The organism is Nitrososphaerales archaeon (assembly GCA_032906765.1).
Lineage (GTDB): Archaea > Thermoproteota > Nitrososphaeria > Nitrososphaerales > Gagatemarchaeaceae > DASPPF01.
Genome location: JAJTZB010000004.1, coordinates 78789 through 104006 on the forward strand (window position 1 = coordinate 78789; position 25218 = coordinate 104006).

Genomic DNA, 25218 nt, shown 5'->3' on the forward strand with positions numbered 1-25218 from the left:
GAGGAACCTCTTGTTTACCACTCTCGGTTCAAGCTTGACAGACGACGGAATCCCCTTACTCTCCTCAGTTCTTCGTCGTTGCTTGCTCTCTCCCTCTCCAGTCCCTGCTGACTTACGGGTCAATCGAACTCGCTCGGAACCCTTAATATCGCGTTCGGGTTATTTTCCTTGCCGATTCTGGCTTGACATATCAGGTTCTATGTTCAACATGCGGTTGCACACTCTACTCCGGGTTCAGCCTTAGGAACCCAGCGGACGTCCTGAAGCCGTTGGGCTTCAGGTGCAAGAAGTGCGGAGCGAAGCTCTCGAGAGATCATTTCAAGGTCGATGTTTGGAGGTCGGAGGATGTCATTACGTCGGCGGAGCAGCCGCAGCTTCTTCCATTCGCTCAGGCACCGAAGTGACGCCAGAGCGCTTCGGCCTCCCCAGTCGCGCGCTTCGATTAGCCGACCGCGTTCTTCTTACCGCGTCGCTGAGCTTCATGGCAACCTCGGCCAAGGCCCACAAACGTGAGCGCTGGCTGACACCTGTCAGGGGCCTTCGGAATGATTGGCACGGGCTTGTGTATATACGTGGAGACGAGAGACCAGGAGAAAGATGAGCCGCGATGGGCTTCCTTCAACGAGCCCGCTGGGACCGCTAACCTACAGGTGTCGGTACTGCGGGCAGGTGGTGAAGCTGGAGGACCAGGCCGGGAATGTTACCCTAGCGAACATAGCTGTAATCGAACCCGATGGATCAGTGCACAAGGCTTGCAGGAGGTGCGCGAACCTTCCACTTAAGGTGCGGAGATGAGCTGGAACCTAGAGTCGGTTCATCCAAACTTGAGCGCCGCTGCCCAAATGACCCTCCTACCATCGCACGAAATCCATTCCAACCCATGTTACTGGAGGCCTTCCCTTCCGGCAGCGCCGTTCGTTGTTTGCCGTGGGTTTCCGTCAGCCCTGTCAGGCGTTGAGCAGGGAAACCCCCCAAGACCCTCTGTAGAAACTCGATGTTCCTGCAGCATACGTTAACCCTGCCCGCCTCTCATCTCACAACAAGAACTGAGCAGTGTGCGTGCGTGACAACTCCGCTCGATACGCTGCCCAGCAACATCCTCTTGAACCCCGTCAGACCCCTTGTGCCGAGGACTATGAGGTCGATGTCGTTCGCAAGGGCGTACTCGGTTATGGCTTGGACAGCAGACGCCGCCTTCAGCACTTCCCCTGTCACCTCGGCCCCTTCCCCTTTGGCGATGCCGACTGCCTTACCTACTAACTCTTCGGCCCTCTTCTTCGCGGTTTCTTCTACGGCCTCCATGCCGGCAACGGGTATCATGGTTCCCATAGCTGCATAGACTGGCGAGGAGAAGACGTTGACCACGACAACTCCCGCGTCATACTTCCTAGCCAGCACGCAGGCAACGCCGAGAGCCTCGGTGGAGTGTTCCGACCCGTCGAACCCAACCAGTATCTTCCTGAATCCTTCCTGGCTCGGATGCTCAGACTCACTTTTCTGAGATGGACTCGACCTTTCATCCATCATGCCATATACAAGCAATGGAAGCTCCCTTAATAAGCGGGACCGCACTTCCATTCTCTATCCATCGCGCAGCGACGCAACCGTCTGGTGAACTCGGCCATGGGTATATTACCCCCTGAAAATCCTGCGCATACTCGGAGGCTCAAGCGGGTGCCTTATCGTCTCTTGGTTCACGCCGAACCTCTGCGCCTGCCTTCTGAGCCCTCGGCACTCCTCCAGGTATAGCCGCTTCATGTCCTTTTCATCTAATGGTTTGGGCGGCTCTTGCAGAGGCTTCCCGCTGCTTCCTTGTGCTGCTGATGGTTGCGTTGGTGTACAAATGGGGAAGGGCTCGGATAAGGATCGCCATGTAGCCGGGTGTCAGGGTTTCAGTGAATCTCCTGCAGCGAAGCCTTCATCTTCTTCTCCTCATCTCCCTAGCTTCTTTCGTCGAGCCGCCTCCTCCTTGGCATCGAACTTGCCCAGAGGAGCTTCCTACTCCACCCAACCGTAATGAATCTCGAGAGTCCTCTTGGCTATCCTTTCAAGCTCCTTATTCCTCTGCTTGAGCCTTACCGAGAGGTTCCACCTGTCGAGTGCCACCACTCGAACTCGCCGTACTTTTTGCGCGCATCGATGGCGCCTTCCATGGCATTCTCGTCCCCGAAGATGCCCCGTATCTCCCAATCCGCCATGAGGAAGACCTTCGCCCTTCAGCAATCGCTAGAGAAGCTGATCAAGAGCTCGTACCCGGTGTTTTCTGGTTCGTTACGCAACTTTCCTACCATGATGTCAATAAGTCCGCTCGTCCAAGGAAGAGATGTGTTCGGAGACGAGGCATACAAGGAACTGTCCAGTAGGATATCGAGTCAACTCGCCGGATTCGCCGACCCCAAAAGCCTTAGACACAATCCGGCAGAAAGGCTGAGACAAAGATCAACACTAGACACGCTAATCCGTTATTCCAACGACATAGGAGCCGACAAAGAATTGGTGGGGTTGGTATCCATTACTGCGAAGCTTCTTGGAAGCATGAATGAGCGTGAGTTGGTCAAGCGTTCTCTCGAAGCATACGCTGCGGCGATCACCAGAAGCAGGCTGCTGAGAGACTATGTCAAGACACGTCCCGTTGGCAAGTACACGGGGGAGCCTGCTGACTATCTGATGGAATGTGTGTTGCCAAACTATGCAGGCATAATCAATCTGTTGGTCTCTTTTTATTGCCTCCTTGACTTCCTGTCCAAGTTCGAACAAAGTTCTCGATATCCTGACGGACCACGGGTTCCTCGTTCACTGTTGTCATATCTGGACGAGGTGGAAAACGGCATCCGACGTTACTACAGTTTTGTCTTAACAATCTACAAGGAGGACGGTATCACTGACATCGTAGACCATCGATTCTTTCGCGGTATGAAACCTAGGCCCCCGCCTGGACAACGCAATCGTACCTAGCCCATTGAACGCGAATCATCTCAAGAGCGGGGCATCCGTATAGACCGTGAAAATGGTGCAAAAAACACACTAGGAGGGAGAGTATTATTCAGCGGCAACTCTCTACGGCTGACCGTGCTCTTCAGAAGGCCTAATGGACATCGGTGTCAATGGCGCAGGAAGCGGCCGTATATCCCCAGGAAGAGACCCGACAAACACACTAGGGACTGGAGAATAACCAAGCCGTCGGTACCTACGACCGTCCCTGTTTAACCAACAATCATGCAATCGCAGCAATCCGTATAGACCCAGAAATCGGTCCAAAAAAAACACAATGGGGGAGGCATTAATACAGCCGCAATCATCTACGGATGCCCCAGTCAGCCTCTATCTTACGAACGCATCTTGGTCGATGTTACAGTATTGACAGTGAAGGCAGAACACGCCGACGGGCCCGAGCCTCATTTGGCGGGCTCCTGGCCCCTGACCCTCACTGGCGACCGACACCAGCCTCTGGGCGTACAAGGAAACCAGACTTTCCATTACGACACCCTGCTTCAGCTCGGCTGGGCATGGACCCAGGTGCTTCGACTTCCAGGGTCTGGCCCTCAGAGCGTCGATGGTCAGCGCAGTGCGGTCAATCGTCTCCCCTATGACCACCTCTCTCGATTTGAGATATCCGAGGACCATCTCGACCTCGGAGCTGAAGACGTGTGGGACTCGGTTCCGCCTACGTCTGAGTTCCGTCAGCAGTTCGGCCGTAACTAGGGGGCCCGTCCTCAGGGCGTCGACAACGCTCGTTGCCAGCGCCGAAGGCAAGTTGGGCGGGACAGACGCAAGTCTGTAGCGAGGTAGGATGACGTGATTCAACGAATCGCATTCTGTGCAGGTCCAGAAGATCTGGAACCAACTCGAGATACCGGCCGACTCGGTCTTCACGTAGAGCGTCCTGTGGTGCGTCATCGTTCCACAATTCGGACAGAGCCTCGTCCTAAGCCCTCGAAGCTTGGTCACAGAATCCTTAGCTTGCGGATGTTATAACGCACCGAGTGCGCGGCTTCTGATTCGGGGCATCGTCCCGATGACACTGTCGTTCAGGCATGGCCGAAGCTATCGCTTCTTGGACGGCACGCTCCTACTGGAACGGACCTCTGTTTTTCGGTGGGGGGGTTGGTTTGCTAATGAATTAGCACGCTAGGAGTGGGTGGGAGTATTTAACGCGGGACGGACTTGTAGGCGTTCTAACGGGTTTGGGAGCAAGGGGGTGACATCCCAGCCGCAAAGGGTGACATCGCCTGGAGCCAAGGGTGACATCCACCGACGGAAGGGTGACATGCCGCAGGCCACAGGGTGACATCCAGAACCCAAAGGGTGACATCTGCGATGTCCACTTTGGCCGCTGAAGAAGTCTTGATATGTCCACATTGAAGAGGGCGACAGCTTCGGCATGTCCACTTTGGTGTTGGATGTCCACCTTGTCGTGTCCACTTTGGCCGCTGATGTCCACCTTGGTCAAGAGTCAAGCGTTGAACCTCGGTTCCAGATTCAAGGGTTGACGCTGAAGCCGCCATGACTATCACAACCGTTCACCGGGCGCCGTTTGACTAGGCCTTCTCACGCGAATGTCCAAGTTTGCAAGAAGTTGGTGCCAATCAGTAGAGACCAAGACCAATCGTATCAGGGTTGCGAGCGGACGAGGGAATCGTCACTTTCGTTCACCTCTCCCGCCGATATCTTGCTTTCGGGCTAGTTGCGTAAAAGGACGGGGGTTTGCGACGGAGCATCATGACCGCAGCCGAACTGAAGGCGATACCCCTCAGGCTGGTCGAGCCGCACCCGAAGACCGTTGTGAGATTCAGGTACAGGGTCGAGCCGCTGGCCGCCCTAATCAAGTCTGCTGCCGACGAGGACACCCCCAACGGACAGCTCGAGCCCGGGCGCGTCGTCCCCCGGGGCGACGGGAAGGAGGGCTACTGGGTCTACATCGGCGTCAAGCGCTACTGCGCCCTGAAGCTTCTCCATGAACAGACCGGGGAAGAGAGGTTCGCGGTGTTCTACGCGTACGTCGACAAGGGCGACAACTCCCTCTTGCGGCTGTTCGTCAGGGCGAAGAGCGAGAACGAGGACGAGAAGGGAGAGAGGGAGGGCTTCTCTATCCTGGAGGAGATTTCAGGCATCGGGAGGATCAATGACTCGATCCGCCCCGGCGAGCTCAGCGTGGACCTGAGACGCCTCTACGACCTCGCGGGCAGGCTGGGCGAGGGGAGGCTCAGGAAGCTCTACGAGGTGGAGAAGGCCACCGACTTCAGGTTCAGGCTGGGCCACCTCGAAAAGCTCTGCAAAATCGAGGACGAGAGGGAGTTCTGTCTGGCTTCTGCTTCGACGGCTGGCTTCCGTTTCCGCGAGGACAAGGTGGAGGACGCTGCGAAGGCGAAGGACTCCGCCTACATCTTTCGGTGGTTCAACGACGTCTTTCCCGAGTATGAGAAGCCAGCAGGTTCCGTCTCCGCTGTGAAAGTAGATCGCGCCAAGGGGCACGAGGAGAAGCTCGTACCCTATGAGGAGGGAGTCTTCATCGTGCGGTGTCCTGCGTGTGGGGCAGGGAACCTGATGGAGCTTCACATGGAGGCGGAGGCCACGCGGCTCCCGATCGAACCAGGCGGGGAGGAGTTCACCACGACGCCCGAGGCCCTCGTCTGGTTCAGCGCTGGCTGCCACCACTGCGCCAAGGCATTCTACACCTTCGTCGAGCCGCTGGACAAGAAGAGGTACGCGGTCGGAGGGTCGCTCTCGGTAAAGCTCATGAAGCCGAAGGAGACCGCTGAACTGTTCGACCTAGGGGTGGCCTTCGCCGAGGAGAACGTTTGGCAGAAGATCATGGACCAAAAGGTCGTGGGCCCGTTGAGCCTCCCACAGGGAAGGGGGAAGAAGGCGCGGAAGGTGTGAATTCGGCGTGCCGAAGTCCGTGAGAGAAACGCTGACCGCGAGGATCGCTGTCGAGATGCTCGTGCAGGGCGTCGACTTCAGCTCGTCCCATGTCAGGGAACTACCTGCGAGCAGGAGCAGCGCGACCAGGATCCTCCGGGCGCTAGCCGGCTCTGGCGTGATAATGAACAGCAGTGTCAGGGGCAAGGGCAAGTACCGCTTCACCGAAGAGTTTCTGAGTGCGGTGAGCCAGGATATTGCGGAAGGGATGCCCCGCGGGACCTTCCTTCACTACCCAGCCCTCAGGGTGTTCGACGTCTGTAGGATTGGGAGTTGGACGGAAGAGGAGCTGGAAGCTTACGTGGAGAGGCTGAGGAAGCACTGGCGGATAATGAGCACAAGGTGGGGGAAATAGCAACCGGTGTGCAAACTCTTCGGCGGAGAGCCGAGGTCCTAATCTATACGATGAATGACTGAACTACCCATCTAGGCGATGCCGAGTCGCTTCATGAATTCCTTGGCCAGTCCTGTGAGCTGGTAGAACGAGTAGTCGCCCTTTCCCGCCACCTTCCTGTAGTGGTTCTCTACGAGCCCTGCCTTCATCAGAGCCTTCAGGTGGTAGGTCAGCGTGCTAGCGTTCAGCGGCCTGGCGAGCCCCTGCAGTTCTCTGAAGGAGAGCTCTCTCTTCTCTGCCAGTGCCTTGAGCAAGCCCATCCTGCTCGGCTCCCCGAGGACCTCAAGGATGCTCCTGACCTCTTGCGGAATCCGTCTCGTGTACTCTGTTATCGCTGACATGGGTGGGGTGCGCGCAGGACGAGTATATTAACTTGATGATTATCAAGTTGGATTGATGTTCATGCAGCGAGGTCTAATTAATCCACCAGACCCAGCCTTGATTGCCTTTGGACGTGAAGGACGAAGCTGAACACTGGCTGGCGATGATACTTGGGCGGAAGCCCTCGCTGAAGGTCGGTATCTACGGTTCGTACCATCCAGAATCGGAAGCGCGGCGGCTCAAGCAACTGAGAGACCGCTTGAAGAGAGATGGGTACGCTCAGACCTACCTCGTCAGAGACCTTCCAGACCTGTCCCAATTCAAGGATGCCTTCGACAAGAGCGTCTTCTCGATTAACAGGTCGAACGTCAACCTCTTCGTGCTGACGTTCGCCGGGAAGAACCAGGGAGACATCAGGGAGCTCGATTACGTGATCCACAACCCTGAACTCGCCTTCAAGTGCGTCGTCTTCATAGAACGGACTGACGACGCGACATGCCTGACCTCCCTGCTCAAGGAAGACCTCAGGGCGGTGGGCATGAGGGTCGCCGAATTCAGGACTGGGGACGATGAGGATCTCATCAAACTCGTCGAGGGTACGCTCTCGGACTTCCTGTACTACTACGTAAGAAACCGTCCGCGCGATCTTGGCGAGCTTCGAAGACGAGTTAGATTGCAATCACGCCATCAGAGGAGAATCAGGCGCCAATGATTCCCCGAGAGTCAAGGGTGTGAGCTTGCTTATGACCTCCGCCGAGTAATCCGCCCGATTCAGGAGATGGACGCTTACTTCGTATGGCCCGAACCCGGCCGTTAAGAGGCGAGGGCCGCCATGTTGCCATGCAAGTCCCGCGCACTAGCGAAGCAGATAGCGAAACCATTTCGCTTTCAAGGGTCAAGGACGCGGCCAGGCGTCTGCTACCACCCGGCAGCACCGCCAGGAGCGTCATCCTTGCCGAGAAGGATGTCCTCCCCGCATCAGAGGCCCTCGCCAAGTTCGAAGTCTTCGACAGGCTACTCCGCTCTGAGCTGGGGCCTTGACCCCGCCAGCCTCATGATCACGCTGCCGTCGGGGAGCTGCGCGACGTACTCCCAGCCCTCCTCTACCATCGCCCTGACCTCCCCAGCCGGGACGACCTTCTGGCGGCTGAGCGCCTTCCTGTTGAGGGCCTCCACGAACTGCTCCGTAGTCAGCCCCGACAGGTCACCCATCTGGCCCAGCTCTTCCTCGGAGTACCTCGTCGCCAGCATCTCCCTCCTGATTGCCCCAAGCACCTCCCCCCTGCTGAAAGAAGGAGTGGCCGAGAAGTCCAACTTCGCGTACTCCTTCCTCAGCCACTCCACCTTGCTCCTGTCGTAGTAGTTCTCCTGGGCCCCGGGGAGTATGTGCCCCATCAGGAACTCCTGCGTCTTGGTGTCCAGCCTCCTCCCGTCGCTGTTCTCCTCCCGCAGGACGCTCTCGAAGGCCTTTCGCAGGCAGTGGGGGTGGACGTCGGCCCATCTTTCTATCCCCGCCCGCAGCGCCGCCTCCTTGACGATCCGCTCCATCGTCGACCTTCCCATCGGCCCGCGATTCTCCCGTATGGGTCGGTTGTGCTTCCACCCGTTGAAGAGGACGTCCCCGTCCGTCAGCTTCCCAGCCTGCGCCTGGACCTCGGCGAGGTAGACCTTCAGCTCATCCGCCGCCTCCTTCGTGATGAACGTGTAGTACGGGACCGCTCCCTTGCAGGCGTCCGGCACCACCTTCTTCATCTCCGGGTAGACGGGGACCTTCAAGGGGATCGTCCCGCCCTCCAGCTCCTCCCTGACGTCCACGTACCGCAGTCCCCTGAGCGTGCCCTGGCGAAGCCCCGACGCGTAGAGGAAGAGGATCACCGCCCTGTCCCGCAGGTTGTTCACCCTGCCCGCGTTCGCCATCCTGTAGATCTCCTCCCTCGACGGGACGTAGTCTGACATCTCGATGGCCTTTCTGGCAGGGGAGAAGAAGCCCCGGATTTGGATGACTCCCTTGTCGCCCCCGTCAAACCCGTTGGACCGCAGGAAGGCGCCCAGCGCCGCCCTCGCCAGGTTCCCCGTCTCCCCGCTTCTCCTGCCCTTCTCGTCCACGAAGTCCTGCACGCTCTCCCTCAGCTCGTGCCTCTCCATCTCCAGCACCTCGTCGGGGTTCTTCCCCACCTTTCTGCAGAAGCGGTAGAGCCAGCTCAGGTAGGCCTCCCTGCTCCCTTCGCTCTTGATTCGCCTTGCGAGGTGGTTCAGCAGCTTCTGGACGCTGCGGTACTCGCTCTTCCATCCCTCCGCCTTCAGGTATGTCTCGTAGTCCCTGACGCCCCGTGCGAAGAAGCCGTGGGGCGAGCGTCTTACTGGCGTGTGTGGTCAAACCTCCCTGATATCATGTCAACGGTTCGCGACCATTTAACGCGGGTTTCCGCCCGAGCACTTCATGGAAAAGGAGGACTACGTGCCGACACGCGTCCACTGGAGGCTTAAAGTATGCGGAGCGTCATCGGCGATTTCGCTTGCCGAAGTTCGCCCATATGGCAGACGTCCACCTCGGGGCACACAGGGAACCTCACCTCCAGAGGCTCGAAATGGAGGCTTTCCAGGCTGCGATGTCAAGGTGCATCGAGCTGGACGTCGATTTCGTTCTGATCTGCGGGGACCTCTTCCACGTGGGAATACCAGACCTCGGGATCGTCGACTCCGCCATCAAGGTAATGATCAGGGCGCAGGAACAAGGAATACCAATCTACGCGATTTACGGCAGTCACGACTACACGCCGAACGGGACGTCGGTCATAGACATCCTGAACACCGTCGGCGTCCTGACTAACGTGTTCAGGCCGAAGATGGACTCTGGGAGGCTGAAGCTCGGACTGACTGTCGACAAGAAGACGGGCGCCAAGATTGCTGGCATCTCTGCTAGGAAGGTCGGGCTGGAGAGCAGGTACTACGAAATCCTCGACAGAGCGGCGATTGAGGAAGAGCGCGGCTTCAGAGTATTCGCTTTCCACAGCGGGATTACGCAGTTCAGGCCTGCCAACCTGAAAGAGATGGAGACGGTGGATATCTCGCTCTTCCCGAGGGGCCTCGACTACTACGCAGGTGGCCACATACACCAGAGGGGTGAGTTCAGCTTGTCGGGATACGACAGGATTGTGTTTCCAGGGCCGCTGTTCACAGGCTACGGCAGGGACCTCGAGGATACGGCCCGGGGCGCGGAGAGGGGGTTCTACGTGGTCGACTTCGATGACAAGGTGAAGGGTACGTCATTCATCCCAATTCAGACCTTCGGGAGTCTGTACAAGGAGTACGACCTAGGAGGGGCCAACGCAGTCGAGGCGAACAGAAGGGTTGGTGAAGACCTAGGACGATTGGATGTGTCGGGAAAGGTCGTTGTCATCAAGGCGTACGGCGAGCTTGCGGGAGGGAGGGTCGCTGACGTCGATTTTGGAAGGATGAAGCTCGGATTGATGGGGAGAGGCGCGCTCTACGTTCACTTGAACAGGAGCAGCCTGACCTCTAGGGAGTCTGGCAAGCCCGCCGCAGCCGGCGAGGACCCGGCAACGACTGAGGAGAAGTTCTTCGAGAGCCGGATAGGGAGCGTGAAGGTGTCTGCCCCCGGCCTCAAGGGCCACAGCGGCTCGCTTCTCGGCAAGGAGCTGCTTCGCTTGTTACGGCAGCCACCGAAGATGGGCGAAGCGAAGAGAGACTACCAGACTCGCATGGTCAGGGACGGCGCGAGGATGATGAAACTGGAGGAGGTGCATACTTGATCATCAAGCGCCTGGATTTGGAAAACATCAGGAGCTACAGACAAGCAACCGTGGGATTCCCCCTCGGGAAGACTCTCTTCGAAGGGGACATCGGCTCGGGGAAGTCTACCCTCCTGATGGCCATCGAATTCGCCTTCTTCGGGTTCGGCACGGAGGCCGGAGCTTCGATGCTCAGGGCTGGCTCGACAGAGGGAGCCGTGGCCATGGTCTTCGAGGCCGATGGGGGGGAGTACAGGGTGGAGAGGAGACTGGTGAGGAAAGGAAAGCACGTCCAGCAGACGGACTGCACTCTGAAGACGCCAGAGGGGCAGCTGGACCTCTCGCCTTCCGAGCTGAAGGAGAAGATGCTGGAGGTCCTCCAGTTCAACGAGGTTCCAGACCCCAAGGCGCAGAGCTGGATCTACAGGTATGCAGTCTACACGCCGCAGGAGGAGATGAAGGCCGTGCTCGGGCTGAGTCCCGACCTCAGACTGCAGGTCCTCAGGAGGGCGTTCAGAATCGAGGACTACAAGATAGCCGCAGAGAACGCTGCCGAACTCGCGAGGGAGGTCAGAAGGAAGGCCGGCGAGTTCGAAGGGATGGCTCGGGGCGCTCAGGAGCTGAGATCGAGCCTGGAGGAATCGGAGAGACAGGGGAAGCTCGAGACAAGGAAGGCAGAGGATGTCAAGAAGAAGCAGAGTCAGATGGTAGCGGAGCTTGAGAAGATCAAGATGGAGAGGGAGCAGCTGCGCGAGCAGGAACTGGATCTCGAGCGGACAGACGCGGAGATTAAGCTTCACGAGAGAAGGGCTGAAGAGAGGGGCGAAGTCGCCGCCGAGGAGACGGAAGGCACCCGCGAAGTCGCTACCAAGATCGAGTCCCTCGAACTCTCGATCGGCCGTCTGAAGAAACTGAAGCCTCCTTACCGCCTGACAGCTTCCGAACTGGAGAGCAGGGCGGAAAGCCTCCAGGACAAGGTGGTGAAGCTGACTGCGCTCGATGCGACTCTGACTTCGAAGATAGACGACTACCAGAGCATCATGAAAGGCGGGAAGTGTCCGGTCTGTGACAGACCTGTGGATTCGCGCGAGTACGTCGACAGGGAGAAGGCGAAGAGGGCCGAACAGAAACATGTGGCATCGGAGCTACACGAGACAAGATCGGAAGAGAAGGAGATGCGACAGCTTTCGAAGAGGACCAGGGAGTACGAACTGGAAATCAAGAAACTGGAAGACCTGGAGCTGGATCTCAAGCGGCACAAGGTTGAGCTGAAACGAAGGACTGAGAGAGCCGCGAAGGCCGAGGAAGAGGCCAGGCTTGCCAAGCTCAAAGCGAAGGAGTTTTCGGCGAAGGCTGTTCCCCTCGCCCGTGTAGCGCAGAAGCTCACCGTTGCGGAACGAACCCTGGAGGCGACGGAGAAGGAGTTGAGGGAGTTGAGGGATGTCGGTTCGAGGCTGACCGAGAAGCTGGAGATGATGAAGGATAGACAGGATGAGATGCGGGACGAGATAGCGAGAAAGGAAGAAGCGGCGCGAAGGAGGGACGTGTTGCAGGAGCACGAGTTATGGCTGGCCGACTATTTCGTTCCGACTCTGCAACTCATCGAGATGAGCGTGATGCAGAGCCTCAACCAAGAATTCGATTCGTTGTTCCAGAAATGGTTCAGCGCGCTGGTCGACGACCCTGGAAAGGAGGTAAGGGTCGACGAGAGCTTCACTCCCATAGTCTCCCAGGACGGATACGAACAGGACGTGTACTTCCTCAGCGGAGGGGAGAAGACGAGCGTGTCGCTCGCCTACAGGCTGGCTCTGAACACCTTGGTGCAGAGGGTCTCGACAACGATGAAGTCGAACATACTCATCCTCGACGAGCCCACTGACGGTTTCAGCAGGGAGCAGCTTGGCAGCGTCAGGGAGGTCTTGGACGAGATTGAGTGCGCCCAAGTAATAGTGGTTTCGCACGAGAAGGAGCTGGAGAGCTTCGCGGACCAGGTCTACAAAGTGGTCAAGGAGAACGGGGCTTCCAGGGTTGTGCAGGGCGGGGCGTAGGACAGTTTCACTTACGCCTGTGGCACGGCTCCAGTCGGGCGCACGCACTTTAAGAATCGCCTGAAGGGTTTCTCCCCGTCCTAACTTGCCGAAGAGGATAACCTGGCTCTCAAGCGTCCTGCCTGCGAGCGTCACCGGCCTCGAGGAGGAAGCTGCGAGGTCTATCGAGGTAGTCGAGTCGCCCCCTGCTTGGATGTGCCTCCGGTGTCGGGGAACCAAGCTGCTCTGCGGGAAGACCAGGTGCCCCATCATCGTCAAGGCGCAGTCGATGGCGAAGCTGGGAGACTCCATCTCCGGGCCGATGATCGAGGGGTCGTCGCCGCCGGGCGTTTTCGTGGGCAGGCTGGGATACCCGAGGGTCTCGATAGGGCCGATGGTCCCTCCTAGATACGGCGACACCTCAGTGCTGGACACGCCGGAGGAGTGGCTGGGCAAGCCCATCGAGCAGATAGTCGACTACAGGTATTCGCTAGTCAGGGGGAACTCCAGGGCCACAGTGACCGACGCAAAAAATCCTGACAGGTTCCTCTCCACACTGCAGGAGCTCGCCATGGCGGACAGGCCGGTCGACGCCGAGCTGAAGCTCACGAAGGCACCGCGCAAGATTCTGACGCTGAGCGAAGACACCCAGCCGTACGGTCCCTCGGCCCCGCTGGACAAGTTCAAGCTGGGTAACGCGCGAGTTGACAGAAGAATCGAGAAGGCACACTACGACAGGAACCTGAAAGCAGCGGGAGCGATCGAGGAGCTCTACTCGAAGGGGGTGCTGGTCACGAGGATCCAGAAGGCCTTCAGCTTGGGCATGTTCGGCGAGGGAGGTAAGAGGCGCATCGTCCCCACTAGGTGGAGCATCACGGCTGTCGACAGCTCCGTCAGCTTGGGCTTGATCGAGAAGGTCAAGCACAATCCAACGATTGACGAGTACAGAGTGTATTCGTTCAGGGTCTACGACAACCAGTATGTCGCGATATTGATGCCCGAGCCGTGGAGGTTCGAGTGGATTGAGGCTTGGTTCCCGAACACGACTTGGAACCAATTCACGAACGAACCGTACATGATCGGAGACTATGAGGAGCACTTCGGCAGGACGACGTACGCGAAGGTCGGAGGATGCTACTATTCGACGAGACTGGCCGTTACCGAGGCGCTCGACCGGGAGAGGAGGCAGGCTGCGGCTGTCGTCCTTAGGGAGACGTATCCAGGCTACATAATGCCCCTTGGCGTGTGGAACGTCAGGGAGAGCATCAGGGCGCTCATGAAGCAGAAGTGGGAGGGGCACGACACCTTCAGGGGCGCGATGAAGTCGGCGCTGGCAAGGTTATCGATATCAAAGACCAAGTGGATGAGGGAGAGCGTCCTCATCTCCAGGGAACTGACGCAGACGAAGATTACCAGTTACTGACAGCTGACAACGTTATAGAGCCGGAGTTAAGCTAGAGTTCGGATGACAGAGAAACTTTACTGGCGTGACCCGTACATCAAGGCTTTCGACGCACTTGTGGTCTCCGTGGAAGGCAGCAGAGTCGTGCTTGACCAGACTGCGTTCAATCCTAGGGGAGGTGGGCTCGTTTCTGACTTGGGGACGATTAATGGACTTGGGCTTGGCGAGGTCGTCAAAGGGGGGGAGGAAATCATCCACGTTTTTCAGACGCAGCCGGGGTTCAATGAGGGAACCACAGTCCACGGGGTGCTTGACTGGGATAGGAGGTACAGGATAATGAAGATGCACACCACCGCGCACATACTGAGCTCTGTCGTCCACAGGGAGACTGGCGCTTTGATAACCGGCAACCAGATCAGCCCGGTCGAATCGCGCGTTGACTTCAATCTAGAGCAGTTCGACAAGGACAAGATGTCCAGCTACGTCGATGAGGTGAACGCTGTCGTAGCGAGAGGCGTCGAAGTCAGGAGCTACTTCATGAAAACGGAGGAGGCTATGAAGCTCCCGGGACTGGTAAAACTGGCAAACGCGGCTCCACCGTCGCTTGATGTCCTGAGAATCGTGCAGATTGGCGATGTGGACACGCAGGCTGACGGCGGCGTTCACGTCAGGAACACGAGCGAGATAGGGGCTGTCGTCGGGCTCAGGACTGAGAACAAGGGGAAGAACAACAGAAGGATGTACTTCACGGTGCGCTAATCACGTGGGCGCGTCTAGCGCCTTCTCGCTACCCACAGCGGCATCTTCTTGGCCGTGCAGTTGCCGCAGAACGACTTCATCGACCTCGTCGTCTCGTCGAAGATAGTGGTGCTGTGAGACATGCAAACCTGTATGCCGCACTCCGCGCACGTTGCTACTGCGTGTCCTTTGCAGACCGAACATCTTGCCATCCAATTCACCACTGATTTTTCCGCCCAACATACGCAGGCCGGGCTACGTCGAGCTTTTCCAAGATCGTCGGAGCTGCGAACCTTACGGAGTTAGGACTGAGATTACTCCGTGCCTTCCGCTTAATAAACACGCGCTTTAGATTGGGAGTTTGATTTCGCCTTCGTATCGCCTGATACCACTTGATGCGAGACTCGAGCAGAACCGTTCCGCATCGGTGGCGGACACCCATCCTGAAATCGCCTTCGAATTGCCATCGGCGTCGCAGAGCACGACGGCCGCCGTGCCTTCCTTTCCGTTTACCAACGCGAATAGTTCCTCCTCTCCCACTGGCGTCCAGTCCTCGCGGCCCATCTTCAGGAACAGTACGGGGTATGACAGGCCGGCGACCTCTTGCAGGGAGTCCACTGACTTCTTCACCCTCACCTTTCCCTGCTGGACAGCCGTGAAGTAGTCTATCTCGACCACCCTGCGAGGAAGAGGAGGGTGAACACGCCAGCAATCGCGACGGCTTCCGACACCGTGAGTACCGACCCGAGGAGAAACACAGAAAGGATGGTGGTGACGACGGGGTATGTGTAGGCGACTGGGGCGACCGCAGAGACGACGCCCTTGTGAAGGGCCTTGTAGAGGAAGATGAAAGCGAAGAAGTTGAGTGCCCCGGCTCCCACGAGGAGAAGAGTAGGCGCAGGGCTGACCGCGATAGGAGGGTGAAGGAGCGGGAACAGAAGGAAGAGGACTAGCAGATTCGTCGAGAGGGTATAGACCACAGTGTTGTAGTGGCCGACCTTCTCTGATTGGTAGCGGGAGATATAGTCCGACGACCCCCAACAGACGGCTGCCGTCAGGCCCAGTAGGATGGGGAGAGATGACATGAAGATGACGTCAGACGCTTTCCCCGACGCCACGCGGTATTAAACGAATGAGCGTCGATTCGCGCAGGCGGACTCATGGAGGTCTGCCCCGATTTCTGATGCCTCGGGTTTAAGAGTTGTTCGCACGAGAGTCGACCTGCCTTGAAGATTGACGCCGAGCTGTTCGCAGCCTCGCCCTCTGAGGCAGCTGAACTCGCGAAGAAGGCGGAGGAGTTCGGTTTCGACTGCCTGTGGGTCAACGAAACAAAGCACGACCCGTTCCTACAGCTCACCCTAGCGGCCGCAAGCACGAGGTCAATCATGCTTGGCACATCAATCGCACTCGCCTTCACTAGGAGTCCGACAACGCTCGCGTATACGGCCTGGGACCTCCAGAACCTCTCCAGCGGCAGGCTGATACTTGGGCTCGGGAGCCAGGTCAAAGGGCACATAGAAAGGAGGTTCGGCTTGAAATGGGAGAGCCCGGCGCCGAAGATGCGCGAGGTCATCCTGGCCCTCCGCTCTGTCTGGGAGAGCTGGCAGACCGGGTCGAAGCTTGACTTCCAGGGCAGGTTCTACAAGATAGACCTCATGACGCCATTCTTCAGTCCTGGACCAATAGAGCATCCCATGATCCCAATCTACATAGCTGGGGTCAACGAGAGGATGTGCAACCTGGTTGGGAGGCTAGGGGACGGCCTCCACGTTCACCCCCTGCACACAGCAAGATACCTGAAGGAGGCGATACTGCCAGCCATGTCGAGGGGACTCGAGAAGGTCGGGAGAAGAAGGGAGGACGTGGCGGTCGCGGCTTCGGTGTTCGCGGCTGTGGGGGACGACGAGGCCCAGATCAAGAACGTAAGACAGTTCTACAGGAACCAGATAGCTTTCTACGCTTCGACGAGAACCTACAGGAAGGTGATGGAACTCCACGGTTGGGGGGACGTTTGCGACAGACTCCACCAGCTTTCTGTCAGGGGAGAGTGGGGGAAGATGGCGGATGAGGTTGGAGAGGAGGTGCTCGACGAATTCGTTGTGGAGGGGACTTGGAGGACGATTGGCGGCGAAGTCGCCAGGAAGTATCGGGGGATGGTCGACAGGGTTCGCTTCTACATTCCGTTCGACGGGGGCGAAGGCTGGAAAGGTCTAGTCGAGGGTTTCCCCGGGAACTAGAGCTGGAGCTTCTGTCCGTACCTGTCCAGGAATGCTATCTCGCCCAGAGGTCGTCTGTTCTTCCTGCCCAGGAGCTTCTTGGCGGGGTACCCGAAACCGACGGCGACGGTGAGGCTCAGGTCTGAGGGAAGGGCGAAGTCGCGGGCGACCTTCTCTTTGTCGAAGCCGGTGAAGACTCGGGAAGCGACCCCGTAGTTCCATGCTGCTAACTCCATGTCCTGCACGACCCTCCCAGCGTCGAAGGCGTGGAAGTTGTACTTCGGATTGGTGAGCACGAGAACCGCGAAGTCTGCACCCCCCACCCAGTGGCCCGTCGTGCTGTCGTCGGCGAGCTTCTTCACACGAGCAGGGTCCTGAATCAGCACGAACCTCCAATGCTGGTAGTTGACGCCGCTGGCGGTCAACCGTGCGGCTTCAAGGACCTTCTTCTTGACGTCCGTGGGGACGCGTTTCTCAGCGTACTCTGTCGGCTCGAGCTTTGTCGCTATGCAATCAAAGGTGTCCATGTGATTGAGAACAGGGGGCGTCCGTAATAGCCTTGCCGTAGCTTTCGCGAGGGCAATCCCACGCTGGTTTTTTATACCAGAAGTTGAATCTAACCCCGAGTAGGAATGGCAGTCGAACAGGTTGATATCAAAGAAGTGCAGAGAGAGGTATCAAAGATTGTGGACCCTGAGATCGGGATGCCCATAGTCGAGATGAACTTGATTGACAAGCTTGACATCAAGGAAGGGAACATCGACGTCGAGTACCACGCTACCACCCAGTTCTGCCCGCCAGTGTTCGCACTGAAGATCTCTCAGGACCTGAGGGACAACCTCATGCATGTGAAGGGAGTGAAGAACGTCAAGGTGATCGTGACCGGCCACTATTTCTCAGACGCGATAAACAGACAGGTAAACAAGCCGGCAGAGGCGCAGGGACAGGCGCAGTCCGGGCAACAGACACAGAGCCAGCAGTCATAGGAGAGTCAGGGCTGCGGATATGGCCCCGACCTTCGCCTTCTGACCGCTTTCTCCCCCGCACAACACGACCGCGTCCCCATCGCGCAGAGGAATCTCCTTTCTCAGCACTCTCCACGCGGGACTCGGAAAGTCCCTTTCGCAGTTGGAAGAGCCCCCGGGTATCGTGAACCTGCCTCCCTTGATGGCGTAGGTCGTTGCCCCCGAGGCGCCGACCATGATTGCGGAATCCCTTTGCTCGATGCCGGCTTGTAGGTTCCGCGCCCCGGCCTTCACGGCTACAGCGGCCTGAGCGCTGCCCACGGTCAGTGTTGTGCCCTCAAGAGGGATGACGCGGGACAGCTTCTGCCTGATTCCAGCGTAGACCTTGCGGCCTGAGGTCGTCAAGCGACAACCGGAAGCGATGGTCTCGATGTATCCGTGCTCTGTCAGTTTCTTCAGGATTGTTCGGATGGCACCCTCTCCCAGACCAGTTTCCCGTGCGAGCGCCTGCCTGCCAATCATCTTGCTGTCGCCGATGGACAGGAAGGCGAGGAGGAAGTGGCCCCGTGTGAAGCTCGGCGAAGGTCCGCGGCCTTCGCTGGCCGCAATCTGCAGGAGGGAGGAGAGCGAGGGCAACGCGTAACAGTGTCTGGATTCTTCGTCGTTTTAACTGATTCCTGACTCCGCAAAGGGTGCTGGCTGAACTTTTATATTGGATGGATTATCCAACCACTATGCGCACGCATTCGGTGGCGGTTGTGGCCGTGTTCACGGCTGCCATCGTCGGCTCCAACTTCGCGCTTGCTCAGTTTCCTGATGTCAAATTGCTCGACACCCTTGTCTTCATCTGCTCTTTCGTCTTCGGCCTTGGAACGGGTGCTGCAGTGGCAGTCCTCTCGGAGACGATCTGGAGCTTCGTCAGCCCGTGGGGAGTTGCCGGGTCAATCACCCCATTCCTCGTGACGGGTGAACTGCTTTTCGTTGTAGCTGGATGGGCGACCTCCAAGATTTGGAGGGATAGGCTCTCTGCTGTCTCGCCCACCTCGCTGTTCATCGGTGCGGTGATGGCAATATGCGCGTTCGGCTGGGACTTCGAGACCAACGCGGCCACTGCTCTCCTCTACAACTGGCCACAGCTCACCGTTCCGATGCTGGTTGGCTACGAATTGCAGGGAGCCATCTTCGCCGTCGCCCACGAAGTGAGTGACTTCGTCCTGGGCGCGTTCCTCGTTCCCGTAGTGGCTACCATTCTCATCCCTCGTCTGGCGCGGAGGATGAGTTGAGATGATTCCCAAGGAGGCGCTCTACGGAGCCATCGCTGTACTGCTAGCTACCAGCCTTCTAGCGTCCTCTCTCGCGCTCAACTACTACAACCAGTACCAGCAGCAATCTTCGGAGGCGCAGAGTTACGCCGGCGAGCTCAGAGTGAACTTGGGCGAGTACAGGTCGCTCAGCTCCTCCTACCAAGTTGCTCTGAAGGACTATAACAGCACAATATCGTTGCTGTCACAGGCGGTTTCCGGTCTCAACACAAGCTCACCCACGTACGCGCGGGCAAGCCTTGCGCTCGCTTTGCTCTGGCGGAGCTACCTCAACCTGTCGAGAGCCGAGCCAATTTCTGCCGCCTACTCGGTAAACGTGTTCTTCGAATTCGGGAACGGGACTAGGAGATGGTTCAATGAAACGGCTGTACAGCCAGGGTGGAACGCTTACATCGTCACTCTGGTTGTTGTGAACGGCAAAATGCAGGCCACGTGGTACCCGAGCTACGGGGAGCACTTCGTCACTGGCCTCGCGGGAATCCAGGACGACCCGGCGGTGAACAGGGCTTGGTTGCTTTGGACGTGGGACTCGGTCCACAGGTGGCAGACAGCTTCCGTCGGGGCAGATCAGGTTCCAGCGCTCAACGGAACTGTCTTTGCGTGGACATACTGCTCCTACAACCCTAGCACGTACGCGCCACTCTGCGCCCCTTAGATCAACGAGGGACGATGTCAGCGAAGTAGAAGCCGTCCCGCTCCACAACTTCGCCAACGCTGACGCCGATTCCGTCCTTGAACAGGGGACCATCATAGACGAATGTGTGGAACTCTCCATTCTCGCCGCAGGGGTCGACCTTGCTGGGTAGCCTCGAGAGGAACTGAGAGTCGAACTCCGCACCGCAGAAATCCCTGCCCAACGCCTTCGGGTCCACGCAGCACACGATTGCTTTGAACCCAGAGTCGATAAAAGACCTCGCCAACGCTGACGTCTCCCGTCCCCAGAGAGGGAAGACACAGTGCATCCCGAGCTCGGACAGCCGTTCCTCCCTGTAGCGCCTGATGTCCTGAAGGAAAAGATCGCCGAAGATGACGTGTTCGACGCCGGCGGCTTTGTGCTTCTCTAGGGCGAAACGCATTCTGGCGTCGTACTCCTTATTGTCGGCGCCCCTGTTTATCCAAACCTTCTCGACGGGTAGCCCCAGCATCTCTGCCTGTTGCTCCAGCAACTCTCTCCGCACCCCGTGCATGCTGACTCGGTCGAAATCGCGTGTGAAAGTCGTCAGAAGTGAGGGAACATGGAAGAGACCCTGTTTCGTTATTTCGTGAAACGCCATGGCACTGTCTTTTCCGCCGCTCCAACAGAGCAACGCCTCGCGCATCTGTCTCGGCACAAAGGGTCGACGGGCCTTTAACCGTTGGCTGGATGGAAAGCCTCGGCCGCCGGGTAGTTGCGTAAAGACATCAGTGAGGGACGAGCCGCTAGAGCCTCCGCTGATTTACCACTCCCCTTGGAGTTCCAGGAGACTCAGCCTGTGAGGAGCAGATGAGATGCGCCCTTCAGGCGAGTTACCTTCGGGCCGTCCAGCCTAATGTGCCGTCGGTGGCTCATGCTCATGCGTGAAAGAGGGCCCGGAAGCCAACATGAGCAGTCAAATCAATCATATCTGACAATCAGCTCAAGGCAGTGGACAGCCGCCCCAGAAGAGTTTAAGCCCCTTACGCTGTTCTCAGTCATGATGGCGAATTCCCTCGTAGCCCCTTCGCTATCGTGGGGAAATTGAAGAATCCGCCCCCGCGAGGGGGAGATGGGTCAGAGACAGAAGAGGAGTTCAAGGCGCTCATCGTGGCTACAATCTTGGACTCGAGAACAGAGGAGGCCATCAGGCTGCTCTGCGAGCACTACAGAGTCAGGGTGCCAAGGCTGCGGGTGGGGGTCCTTGAGGGGCGCACTAAGGGAGTGGCGGCTGTGTACTCGCTGGAGAGGAAGGAAATCCTCGCCGCGAAGATGGAGTACCTCTACGACCCGTTCGTGATGATACATGAGTTCTACCACCACCTCAGGTCTGTGAGCGGCAAGCACAGGGGAACTGAGAGGCAGGCGGACATTTTCGCTGCAGACTTCGTGGAGGCGTACAAGACGGCGGCAGCCAAAGTGAGGGCGATGCAGGAGGCGGGGTGGACTTGGACGTCTCGCGCAAGAAATGAATGATGTGGTCAGAGGCCTACTGCGGACCACACGTCATCGTCGTTGTCAAGGAGTGTGAAGCCGCACCTGTCGCACCTCCTTCCTGATATCATAACCATCTTCTGCCCGTCGCCAACCTGCCGGCCGTACTCCACCATCTGTCCGGCATGACACCTCTCGCAGCTCAACCAGAATGAACCTCCCAACCAGAGTAATAAGCTGCTCTGCAACAGAAACTTTAGAGGACTCGGGTGAAATAGGGGCAAGGTTGGCATCGGACCATACTAGGCACCTTCCCAGCTCGTTCAACGTACCTCGGGAGGAGTGTATCTTCTGCAAAATCGTCGCCGGGAAAGCCTCGTCCTACCTAGTCTACGAAGACGACGAGTACATCGCGTTCCTAGATATCGCGCCCTTCGCTCACGGTCACACCCTGGTCTGTCCCAAGAAGCACGGTGAGACAATCTGGGACATGAACGAGACCGACATCGGCGGCCTGTTCAGAGTGGCCTCGAAGGTCTCCAAGGCTGTGGTGGGAGCCGTCGACGCGGATGGGTTCAGGCTTGTGCAGAACAACGGCGAAGCGGCAAATCAGGTGGTCGCTCACGTACACGTTCACGTCATCCCCGTGAAGATGGAGGACAAGGGAAGGTTCGCAGGAAGGAAATCTCTCTCCGCCGGCGAGATGGATTCGATTGCGAAGGCCATCAGGGATGAGATGCTCAAGTCCGCCTAGAAGGAGAAGGTTTCTTCCAGGACCATCCTGGTGAGTTTGCTCTTTTCGCCGAAGTGCTTCATGTAGTCCTCCCTGAGGGCCTTGGCCGGCCCGTCGAGGTAGGACTTGAGAGCTGCTGAATCCTTGGCCTCGTAAATCATGGCGTGCTTGGCCGACCTGCCCTCCTTCACGGAGTACATCTTGGCGCCCTTGAATGAGCCTGCGCGCACGACCTGAGGGACGTGGACAGACCGCATCCACTTCTCCCACTCGGCCTCGACTGCGGGGTCGATTTCAAACCAGACTGTGTAGAGGACTTTGGGCATCATTCTTAGACGACAAATCTCGCTAGTTATCTCTTCGCCTTAGAGTCGCCCGCGGGATTGGTTCACTCTTTCTTGTCTGGTTTGATTGAGATTTTAGTCCCGACGACGCTGTTGTTCGGGACGAGCACCCGTGTGCCATCTTCCTTGATTATCGTCGTGAAGAGTGTCGAGACCTCTTCGACAGTCCCTTCTTCGCTGCTGATGATGACCCTGTCACCAATCTTGAACGGCCTGGAAAGTAGCAGAAAGAGCCCTGCCACCGCCTAACCTAGGACGCTCTGGGTCGCTGTCCCGACCACCAGACCCAGAAAACCGCCCAGCGCGACACCTGCTACCCCTCCAGCGACCCCTCCAGCGATTGCAGCCGCCAGCGCCCCGAACCCGACCAACCTTAGCATGTTCTTGACCGCAGCCGCAGTGGAATGCGGAAGCCTCACGCGGACTGACCAGTAGACCACTGTGGCGAAGGCGTTGACGATCAGATAGCCGAAGGCCAAGGCAAGCAGGATGTTGACGTATAGAAGGTAGGACGGAGGAAATGTGAGGTTCAATTCTGGTAGAAGACGTATGATGAGGTCGTTCAGGAGTGCAGTGACTACGACATACAGGACGAGATAGGCGGCGAGGAGCAAGAGCTCCTTCCTCAGAGCCCTAGCTGTGCTAGGCGGGCGCGCCAACGCCATGGACGACTCTGAGCGCCCCTAAAGGATTACGTGGGGTGGCGGCCATGTTCCGGATGAATGTGACAACTCAGGCGTGGTTGGGGGTCCAGTGTCTTGGCCAGGATGAATTCGGTGATTGGGTCAGTTCCGCCAGCTTACGTTGAGAGGCCTTCCTCTTGCTGCCTGGCGACGTCAGCCGGTATTTCGGGGAAACTCTCCTTCATCCTTTGTTCTGCCACCGCGGCTGCCTCCTCCAAGACCTTCTGGGCGTCCTCGTTAGCAGCGTCAAAATTCAGGGACAGACCGCCGGTCTGCCCAGCGTCGACCAAGATGCTGCTCAGGAGGCCCGAGATCTCTCCCATCTCCCTGTCAGCCTGTGGGAGGGCGCTCCTCAGTCCGCCCTGCATCGACTTGATCACAGAAACTGCGGGGCCCAATGTCGTCGCAATCTCGCCCAGGTCGGTCACCGTGGAGAGCCTCAGCGATATCTGCTCAAGGGCAAGCTGAGACTGCGTTACCATCTTCCCCATCCTCCTCACTTCGGAGAGCTCGTTCGCGTACACAGCCGCGTGCTGCGTGTCGTGTCTAGCAAGAGATGCGACAATGTGGCCGAAGATCTTCTGGTCGCGCTGCCTTATCCTGCCCGACGCTCCTTCGAGCTGGGCTATCAGAACTCTAATCTGCCTGTTGGCTTGCTCGATCTGTGGCTTGATTGGGGGCGGCGTCCTTACACTGCCCTTGATTCGACCCATGATACCTGGACCCTCGTCCTTCCTGTGCCACTTGTCGGCGAAAGACATTCCTGCCCCGATATCTTGAAGAGGTCGCTATATCCCTCGGGCTTTAATCTGACTGCCGTTTTGAACAAAATTAGTTAACAACGGCTGGCGGTCAAGACGAGCAGCCTTAAAGCGCGCCTCGCCGGCTGTCAGATTGAACCGCAGTGAAAACAAACGCAAACGAACAAGAAATGAGATGTCCAAAGTGCGGAAAGTTCTCTCTGCACAGTTCCGGCAGCGGTGTCCAGTGCAGGGTCTGCGGCTACGAGCTCAAGCCGGGAGAGGTTGACAAGTACAGGCTGTTCCAGCTGCTTCGAGAAGAGGGAAGGAAGAAGCGGTAGGTTGTCGTCCAGTCTCTGCGGGGCTGCCCGTCTGAAGGAGTTCAGCCGAGGGAATGGGCCGAGTTGAGGACTGTTGTTTACACCGGCCTTGCAGTGAGCCTGATTGGTGCCGTCCTCGACTTCGTGTCGGGGTTCATGCTCACCCCGATGACCGGGGGAGGAATGGCTGCGTCGTTTCTCTCAGCGGTTGCTCTGTACGTCCTTGGAGGAGCCGTGCTCATAGTGGGGGTTCTCCTGCTTGCTCCGAGCATGGCCGGTAGGATGAATCGGTTTGGGGTGCTGATGGAGGTCTTCGGAGTTGTTATGGCCTTGGCCAGTGGTTTGGTGCCTGGGATGAACGTTGGCCTGTCATACGCGATGTTGGTTATTGGTGGGTTGATGATTCTCAACGGGGCCCTGATGCAGAGAAGGAATAAGGCCGAGATGAAGTAGGGAGGAGCCGTGCAATGTCGATCAAGGTGAGTCCAATCTCGCGCACGGCAGCTATCCTGATAATTGTCTTGGGTGTCTTGACCTTCCTACTTGTGAACTCAATCGCTGGGGTTGCATTCATCGCTCTGGGAGCTTTCCTCTACCTGCTCCTGTACAGGTTCGGCGCGAAGCTGGCGAGGGAGTTGGAGGAAACAAAAGGGCAGTCTGCTTGACTAGCTTTGCTGCTGAGCGGTCGAGCTGAACCTCGCTTTCAGGTTCCTTTCCCACACCTTGACGGCGAAATAACCTCCTATTGCCCCGCTGAATATTCCGAAGACGATTATGCTGGCGTAAATCGAGGGGTCGTTCGGTAGAAGGGCTGTAACGAAGACAGTGGCATAGTACGCTACCGGGCCAGTGATTATGCTTGCTAGAGTCAGCGCGACGATTAGACTCTTCGTTCTCACGGAAGCGCCGGACTTCACCCTAAGGAGAGACGCAAAGACATCGACTAGGACTCCATAGAGCAGGGCAAGGAGCAGGCTGAACGGGAAGAAGTTCACCTTCATGTAGGAAGCAAGAAGGCCGTTGATGAGCTCCGTGTAAGTCGCCCCACCTCGGCCGAGGAGGATGAAGCTGAGGCCGAGGAAAAACGCCTCGACGACCAAGAACAAGTCGGAGAAAGGCGGAGGGAGCAGCGTCCTCAAGACGAAGATGGCCGCACCGAACAGGGTTGCTGTAGCCAGCTTCCTCGTTTCGACCAAGATTTGAGCTCGCTCGAACTGGGGTTATTTAACGTTAGT

At 57.8% G+C, this 25218-nt stretch carries 34 protein-coding genes; 18 read left to right on the forward strand and 16 right to left on the reverse strand.

The features are described from left to right. Positions 1-182 precede the first annotated feature (182 nt). Positions 183-404: a transposase gene (locus LYZ69_05460; GenBank protein ID MDV3277897.1), complete on the forward strand. Its 222-nt coding sequence runs from the start codon at positions 183-185 to the stop codon at positions 402-404. A gap of 625 nt (positions 405-1029) precedes the next feature. On the opposite strand, the gene LYZ69_05465 is transcribed toward LYZ69_05460, so the two are convergent. Then, complete coding sequence (locus LYZ69_05465) at positions 1030-1524, reverse strand: universal stress protein (protein MDV3277898.1); 495 nt, start codon at positions 1522-1524, stop codon at positions 1030-1032. A gap of 1797 nt (positions 1525-3321) precedes the next feature. Next, complete coding sequence (locus LYZ69_05470) at positions 3322-3948, reverse strand: hypothetical protein (protein MDV3277899.1); 627 nt, start codon at positions 3946-3948, stop codon at positions 3322-3324. Between the two features lie 771 nt (positions 3949-4719). On the opposite strand from LYZ69_05470, the gene LYZ69_05475 reads away from it, so the two are divergent. Together LYZ69_05475 and LYZ69_05480 are read left to right on the forward strand one after the other, a co-directional pair. Further along, positions 4720-5880 (forward strand): hypothetical protein, encoded by a 1161-nt coding sequence (locus LYZ69_05475; protein ID MDV3277900.1) that lies wholly within the window; start codon positions 4720-4722, stop codon positions 5878-5880. Between the two features lie 7 nt (positions 5881-5887). Next, positions 5888-6274, forward strand: a complete 387-nt coding sequence (locus LYZ69_05480; GenBank protein MDV3277901.1) for a hypothetical protein — start codon at positions 5888-5890, stop codon at positions 6272-6274. Positions 6275-6345: 71 nt separating this feature from the next. On the opposite strand, the gene LYZ69_05485 is transcribed toward LYZ69_05480, so the two are convergent. Continuing rightward, entirely contained in the window at positions 6346-6654 is a 309-nt protein-coding gene (locus tag LYZ69_05485) for a helix-turn-helix domain-containing protein (protein MDV3277902.1), read from the reverse strand. Between the two features lie 107 nt (positions 6655-6761). Here LYZ69_05485 and LYZ69_05490 point away from each other — a divergent pair, with 107 nt between their 5' ends. After that, complete coding sequence (locus LYZ69_05490; protein ID MDV3277903.1) at positions 6762-7346, forward strand: hypothetical protein; 585 nt, start codon at positions 6762-6764, stop codon at positions 7344-7346. 128 nt (positions 7347-7474) lie between these two features. After that, positions 7475-7675 carry a hypothetical protein gene (locus LYZ69_05495; GenBank protein ID MDV3277904.1) on the forward strand — a complete coding sequence of 67 codons (201 nt, stop codon included), beginning with the start codon at positions 7475-7477 and terminating at the stop codon, positions 7673-7675. Here LYZ69_05495 and LYZ69_05500 read toward each other — a convergent pair. Then, positions 7649-8809 carry a site-specific integrase gene (locus tag LYZ69_05500; protein MDV3277905.1) on the reverse strand — a complete coding sequence of 387 codons (1161 nt, stop codon included), beginning with the start codon at positions 8807-8809 and terminating at the stop codon, positions 7649-7651. The genes LYZ69_05495 and LYZ69_05500 overlap by 27 nt on opposite strands. 341 nt (positions 8810-9150) lie before the next feature. Between LYZ69_05500 and LYZ69_05505 the strand changes: the two genes are divergently transcribed. The 4 genes from LYZ69_05505 to LYZ69_05520 all read left to right on the forward strand — a co-directional run bounded on the left by LYZ69_05505 (position 9151) and on the right by LYZ69_05520 (position 14574). After that, entirely contained in the window at positions 9151-10407 is a 1257-nt protein-coding gene (locus tag LYZ69_05505; GenBank protein ID MDV3277906.1) for a DNA repair exonuclease, read from the forward strand. Continuing rightward, positions 10404-12434 carry an AAA family ATPase gene (locus LYZ69_05510; GenBank protein ID MDV3277907.1) on the forward strand — a complete coding sequence of 677 codons (2031 nt, stop codon included), beginning with the start codon at positions 10404-10406 and terminating at the stop codon, positions 12432-12434. Before LYZ69_05505 ends, LYZ69_05510 begins: the two co-directional genes overlap by 4 nt. Positions 12435-12519: 85 nt before the next feature. Next, positions 12520-13836 carry an Nre family DNA repair protein gene (locus LYZ69_05515; protein ID MDV3277908.1) on the forward strand — a complete coding sequence of 439 codons (1317 nt, stop codon included), beginning with the start codon at positions 12520-12522 and terminating at the stop codon, positions 13834-13836. 42 nt (positions 13837-13878) lie between these two features. Next, positions 13879-14574, forward strand: coding sequence for an alanyl-tRNA editing protein (locus LYZ69_05520; GenBank protein MDV3277909.1), 696 nt, complete (start codon positions 13879-13881; stop codon positions 14572-14574). A 14-nt stretch (positions 14575-14588) separates the two neighbouring features. On the opposite strand, the gene LYZ69_05525 is transcribed toward LYZ69_05520, so the two are convergent. The 3 genes from LYZ69_05525 to LYZ69_05535 form a co-directional block, all read right to left on the reverse strand. Then, positions 14589-14765, reverse strand: coding sequence for a hypothetical protein (locus LYZ69_05525; GenBank protein MDV3277910.1), 177 nt, complete (start codon positions 14763-14765; stop codon positions 14589-14591). 136 nt (positions 14766-14901) lie between these two features. Next, on the reverse strand, positions 14902-15231 hold the full coding sequence (locus LYZ69_05530; GenBank protein MDV3277911.1) for a hypothetical protein: 330 nt from the start codon (positions 15229-15231) through the stop codon (positions 14902-14904). Then, complete coding sequence (locus tag LYZ69_05535; GenBank protein ID MDV3277912.1) at positions 15219-15671, reverse strand: DMT family transporter; 453 nt, start codon at positions 15669-15671, stop codon at positions 15219-15221. Before LYZ69_05535 ends, LYZ69_05530 begins: the two co-directional genes overlap by 13 nt. A 108-nt stretch (positions 15672-15779) precedes the next feature. Between LYZ69_05535 and LYZ69_05540 the strand changes: the two genes are divergently transcribed. Continuing rightward, positions 15780-16790 carry a TIGR03617 family F420-dependent LLM class oxidoreductase gene (locus LYZ69_05540; protein MDV3277913.1) on the forward strand — a complete coding sequence of 337 codons (1011 nt, stop codon included), beginning with the start codon at positions 15780-15782 and terminating at the stop codon, positions 16788-16790. On the opposite strand, the gene LYZ69_05545 is transcribed toward LYZ69_05540, so the two are convergent. Further along, a complete protein-coding gene (locus tag LYZ69_05545) occupies positions 16787-17296 on the reverse strand; it encodes a nitroreductase family protein (GenBank protein MDV3277914.1) in 510 nt (169 codons plus the stop codon). The genes LYZ69_05540 and LYZ69_05545 overlap by 4 nt on opposite strands. 105 nt (positions 17297-17401) lie before the next feature. Here LYZ69_05545 and LYZ69_05550 point away from each other — a divergent pair, with 105 nt between their 5' ends. Next, complete coding sequence (locus tag LYZ69_05550; protein MDV3277915.1) at positions 17402-17755, forward strand: iron-sulfur cluster assembly protein; 354 nt, start codon at positions 17402-17404, stop codon at positions 17753-17755. On the opposite strand, the gene LYZ69_05555 is transcribed toward LYZ69_05550, so the two are convergent. Continuing rightward, positions 17750-18370 carry a hypothetical protein gene (locus LYZ69_05555; GenBank protein MDV3277916.1) on the reverse strand — a complete coding sequence of 207 codons (621 nt, stop codon included), beginning with the start codon at positions 18368-18370 and terminating at the stop codon, positions 17750-17752. The two genes, LYZ69_05550 and LYZ69_05555, sit on opposite strands and share 6 nt — an antisense overlap. Before the next feature lie 98 nt (positions 18371-18468). Here LYZ69_05555 and LYZ69_05560 point away from each other — a divergent pair, with 98 nt between their 5' ends. Beyond that, entirely contained in the window at positions 18469-19017 is a 549-nt protein-coding gene (locus tag LYZ69_05560) for a hypothetical protein (GenBank protein ID MDV3277917.1), read from the forward strand. A 1-nt stretch (position 19018) separates the two neighbouring features. After that, complete coding sequence (locus LYZ69_05565; GenBank protein MDV3277918.1) at positions 19019-19711, forward strand: hypothetical protein; 693 nt, start codon at positions 19019-19021, stop codon at positions 19709-19711. Between the two features lies 1 nt (position 19712). Here the strand turns inward: LYZ69_05565 and LYZ69_05570 are convergent, their stop codons facing one another. Next, positions 19713-20375 (reverse strand): diphthine--ammonia ligase, encoded by a 663-nt coding sequence (locus LYZ69_05570; protein MDV3277919.1) that lies wholly within the window; start codon positions 20373-20375, stop codon positions 19713-19715. A 398-nt stretch (positions 20376-20773) separates the two neighbouring features. On the opposite strand from LYZ69_05570, the gene LYZ69_05575 reads away from it, so the two are divergent. Then, positions 20774-21205: a hypothetical protein gene (locus LYZ69_05575; GenBank protein MDV3277920.1), complete on the forward strand. Its 432-nt coding sequence runs from the start codon at positions 20774-20776 to the stop codon at positions 21203-21205. Between the two features lie 5 nt (positions 21206-21210). Here LYZ69_05575 and LYZ69_05580 read toward each other — a convergent pair whose 3' ends face one another. Further along, on the reverse strand, positions 21211-21369 hold the full coding sequence (locus LYZ69_05580; protein ID MDV3277921.1) for a hypothetical protein: 159 nt from the start codon (positions 21367-21369) through the stop codon (positions 21211-21213). Between the two features lie 80 nt (positions 21370-21449). On the opposite strand from LYZ69_05580, the gene LYZ69_05585 reads away from it, so the two are divergent. Continuing rightward, positions 21450-21917 carry an HIT domain-containing protein gene (locus tag LYZ69_05585; GenBank protein ID MDV3277922.1) on the forward strand — a complete coding sequence of 156 codons (468 nt, stop codon included), beginning with the start codon at positions 21450-21452 and terminating at the stop codon, positions 21915-21917. Here LYZ69_05585 and LYZ69_05590 read toward each other — a convergent pair. The 4 genes from LYZ69_05590 to LYZ69_05605 form a co-directional block, all read right to left on the reverse strand. Continuing rightward, complete coding sequence (locus tag LYZ69_05590; GenBank protein ID MDV3277923.1) at positions 21914-22222, reverse strand: DUF4286 family protein; 309 nt, start codon at positions 22220-22222, stop codon at positions 21914-21916. The genes LYZ69_05585 and LYZ69_05590 overlap by 4 nt on opposite strands. 62 nt (positions 22223-22284) lie before the next feature. Beyond that, complete coding sequence (locus LYZ69_05595) at positions 22285-22482, reverse strand: mechanosensitive ion channel family protein (protein ID MDV3277924.1); 198 nt, start codon at positions 22480-22482, stop codon at positions 22285-22287. A 3-nt stretch (positions 22483-22485) separates the two neighbouring features. Further along, positions 22486-22905 carry a hypothetical protein gene (locus tag LYZ69_05600; protein MDV3277925.1) on the reverse strand — a complete coding sequence of 140 codons (420 nt, stop codon included), beginning with the start codon at positions 22903-22905 and terminating at the stop codon, positions 22486-22488. A gap of 134 nt (positions 22906-23039) precedes the next feature. After that, on the reverse strand, positions 23040-23684 hold the full coding sequence (locus LYZ69_05605; protein MDV3277926.1) for a Snf7 family protein: 645 nt from the start codon (positions 23682-23684) through the stop codon (positions 23040-23042). A gap of 143 nt (positions 23685-23827) precedes the next feature. On the opposite strand from LYZ69_05605, the gene LYZ69_05610 reads away from it, so the two are divergent. From LYZ69_05610 to LYZ69_05620, 3 genes are all read left to right on the forward strand, one after another. Continuing rightward, on the forward strand, positions 23828-24004 hold the full coding sequence (locus LYZ69_05610; protein ID MDV3277927.1) for a hypothetical protein: 177 nt from the start codon (positions 23828-23830) through the stop codon (positions 24002-24004). 63 nt (positions 24005-24067) lie between these two features. Further along, a complete protein-coding gene (locus LYZ69_05615; protein MDV3277928.1) occupies positions 24068-24436 on the forward strand; it encodes a hypothetical protein in 369 nt (122 codons plus the stop codon). Between the two features lie 14 nt (positions 24437-24450). Beyond that, positions 24451-24648, forward strand: coding sequence for a hypothetical protein (locus tag LYZ69_05620; GenBank protein ID MDV3277929.1), 198 nt, complete (start codon positions 24451-24453; stop codon positions 24646-24648). Here the strand turns inward: LYZ69_05620 and LYZ69_05625 are convergent, their stop codons facing one another. Then, the gene (locus LYZ69_05625; GenBank protein MDV3277930.1) at positions 24649-25179 is read right to left on the reverse strand and encodes a hypothetical protein; all 531 of its coding nucleotides are present in this window, start codon (positions 25177-25179) and stop codon (positions 24649-24651) included. It abuts the gene before it with no gap. Positions 25180-25218 lie beyond the last annotated feature (39 nt).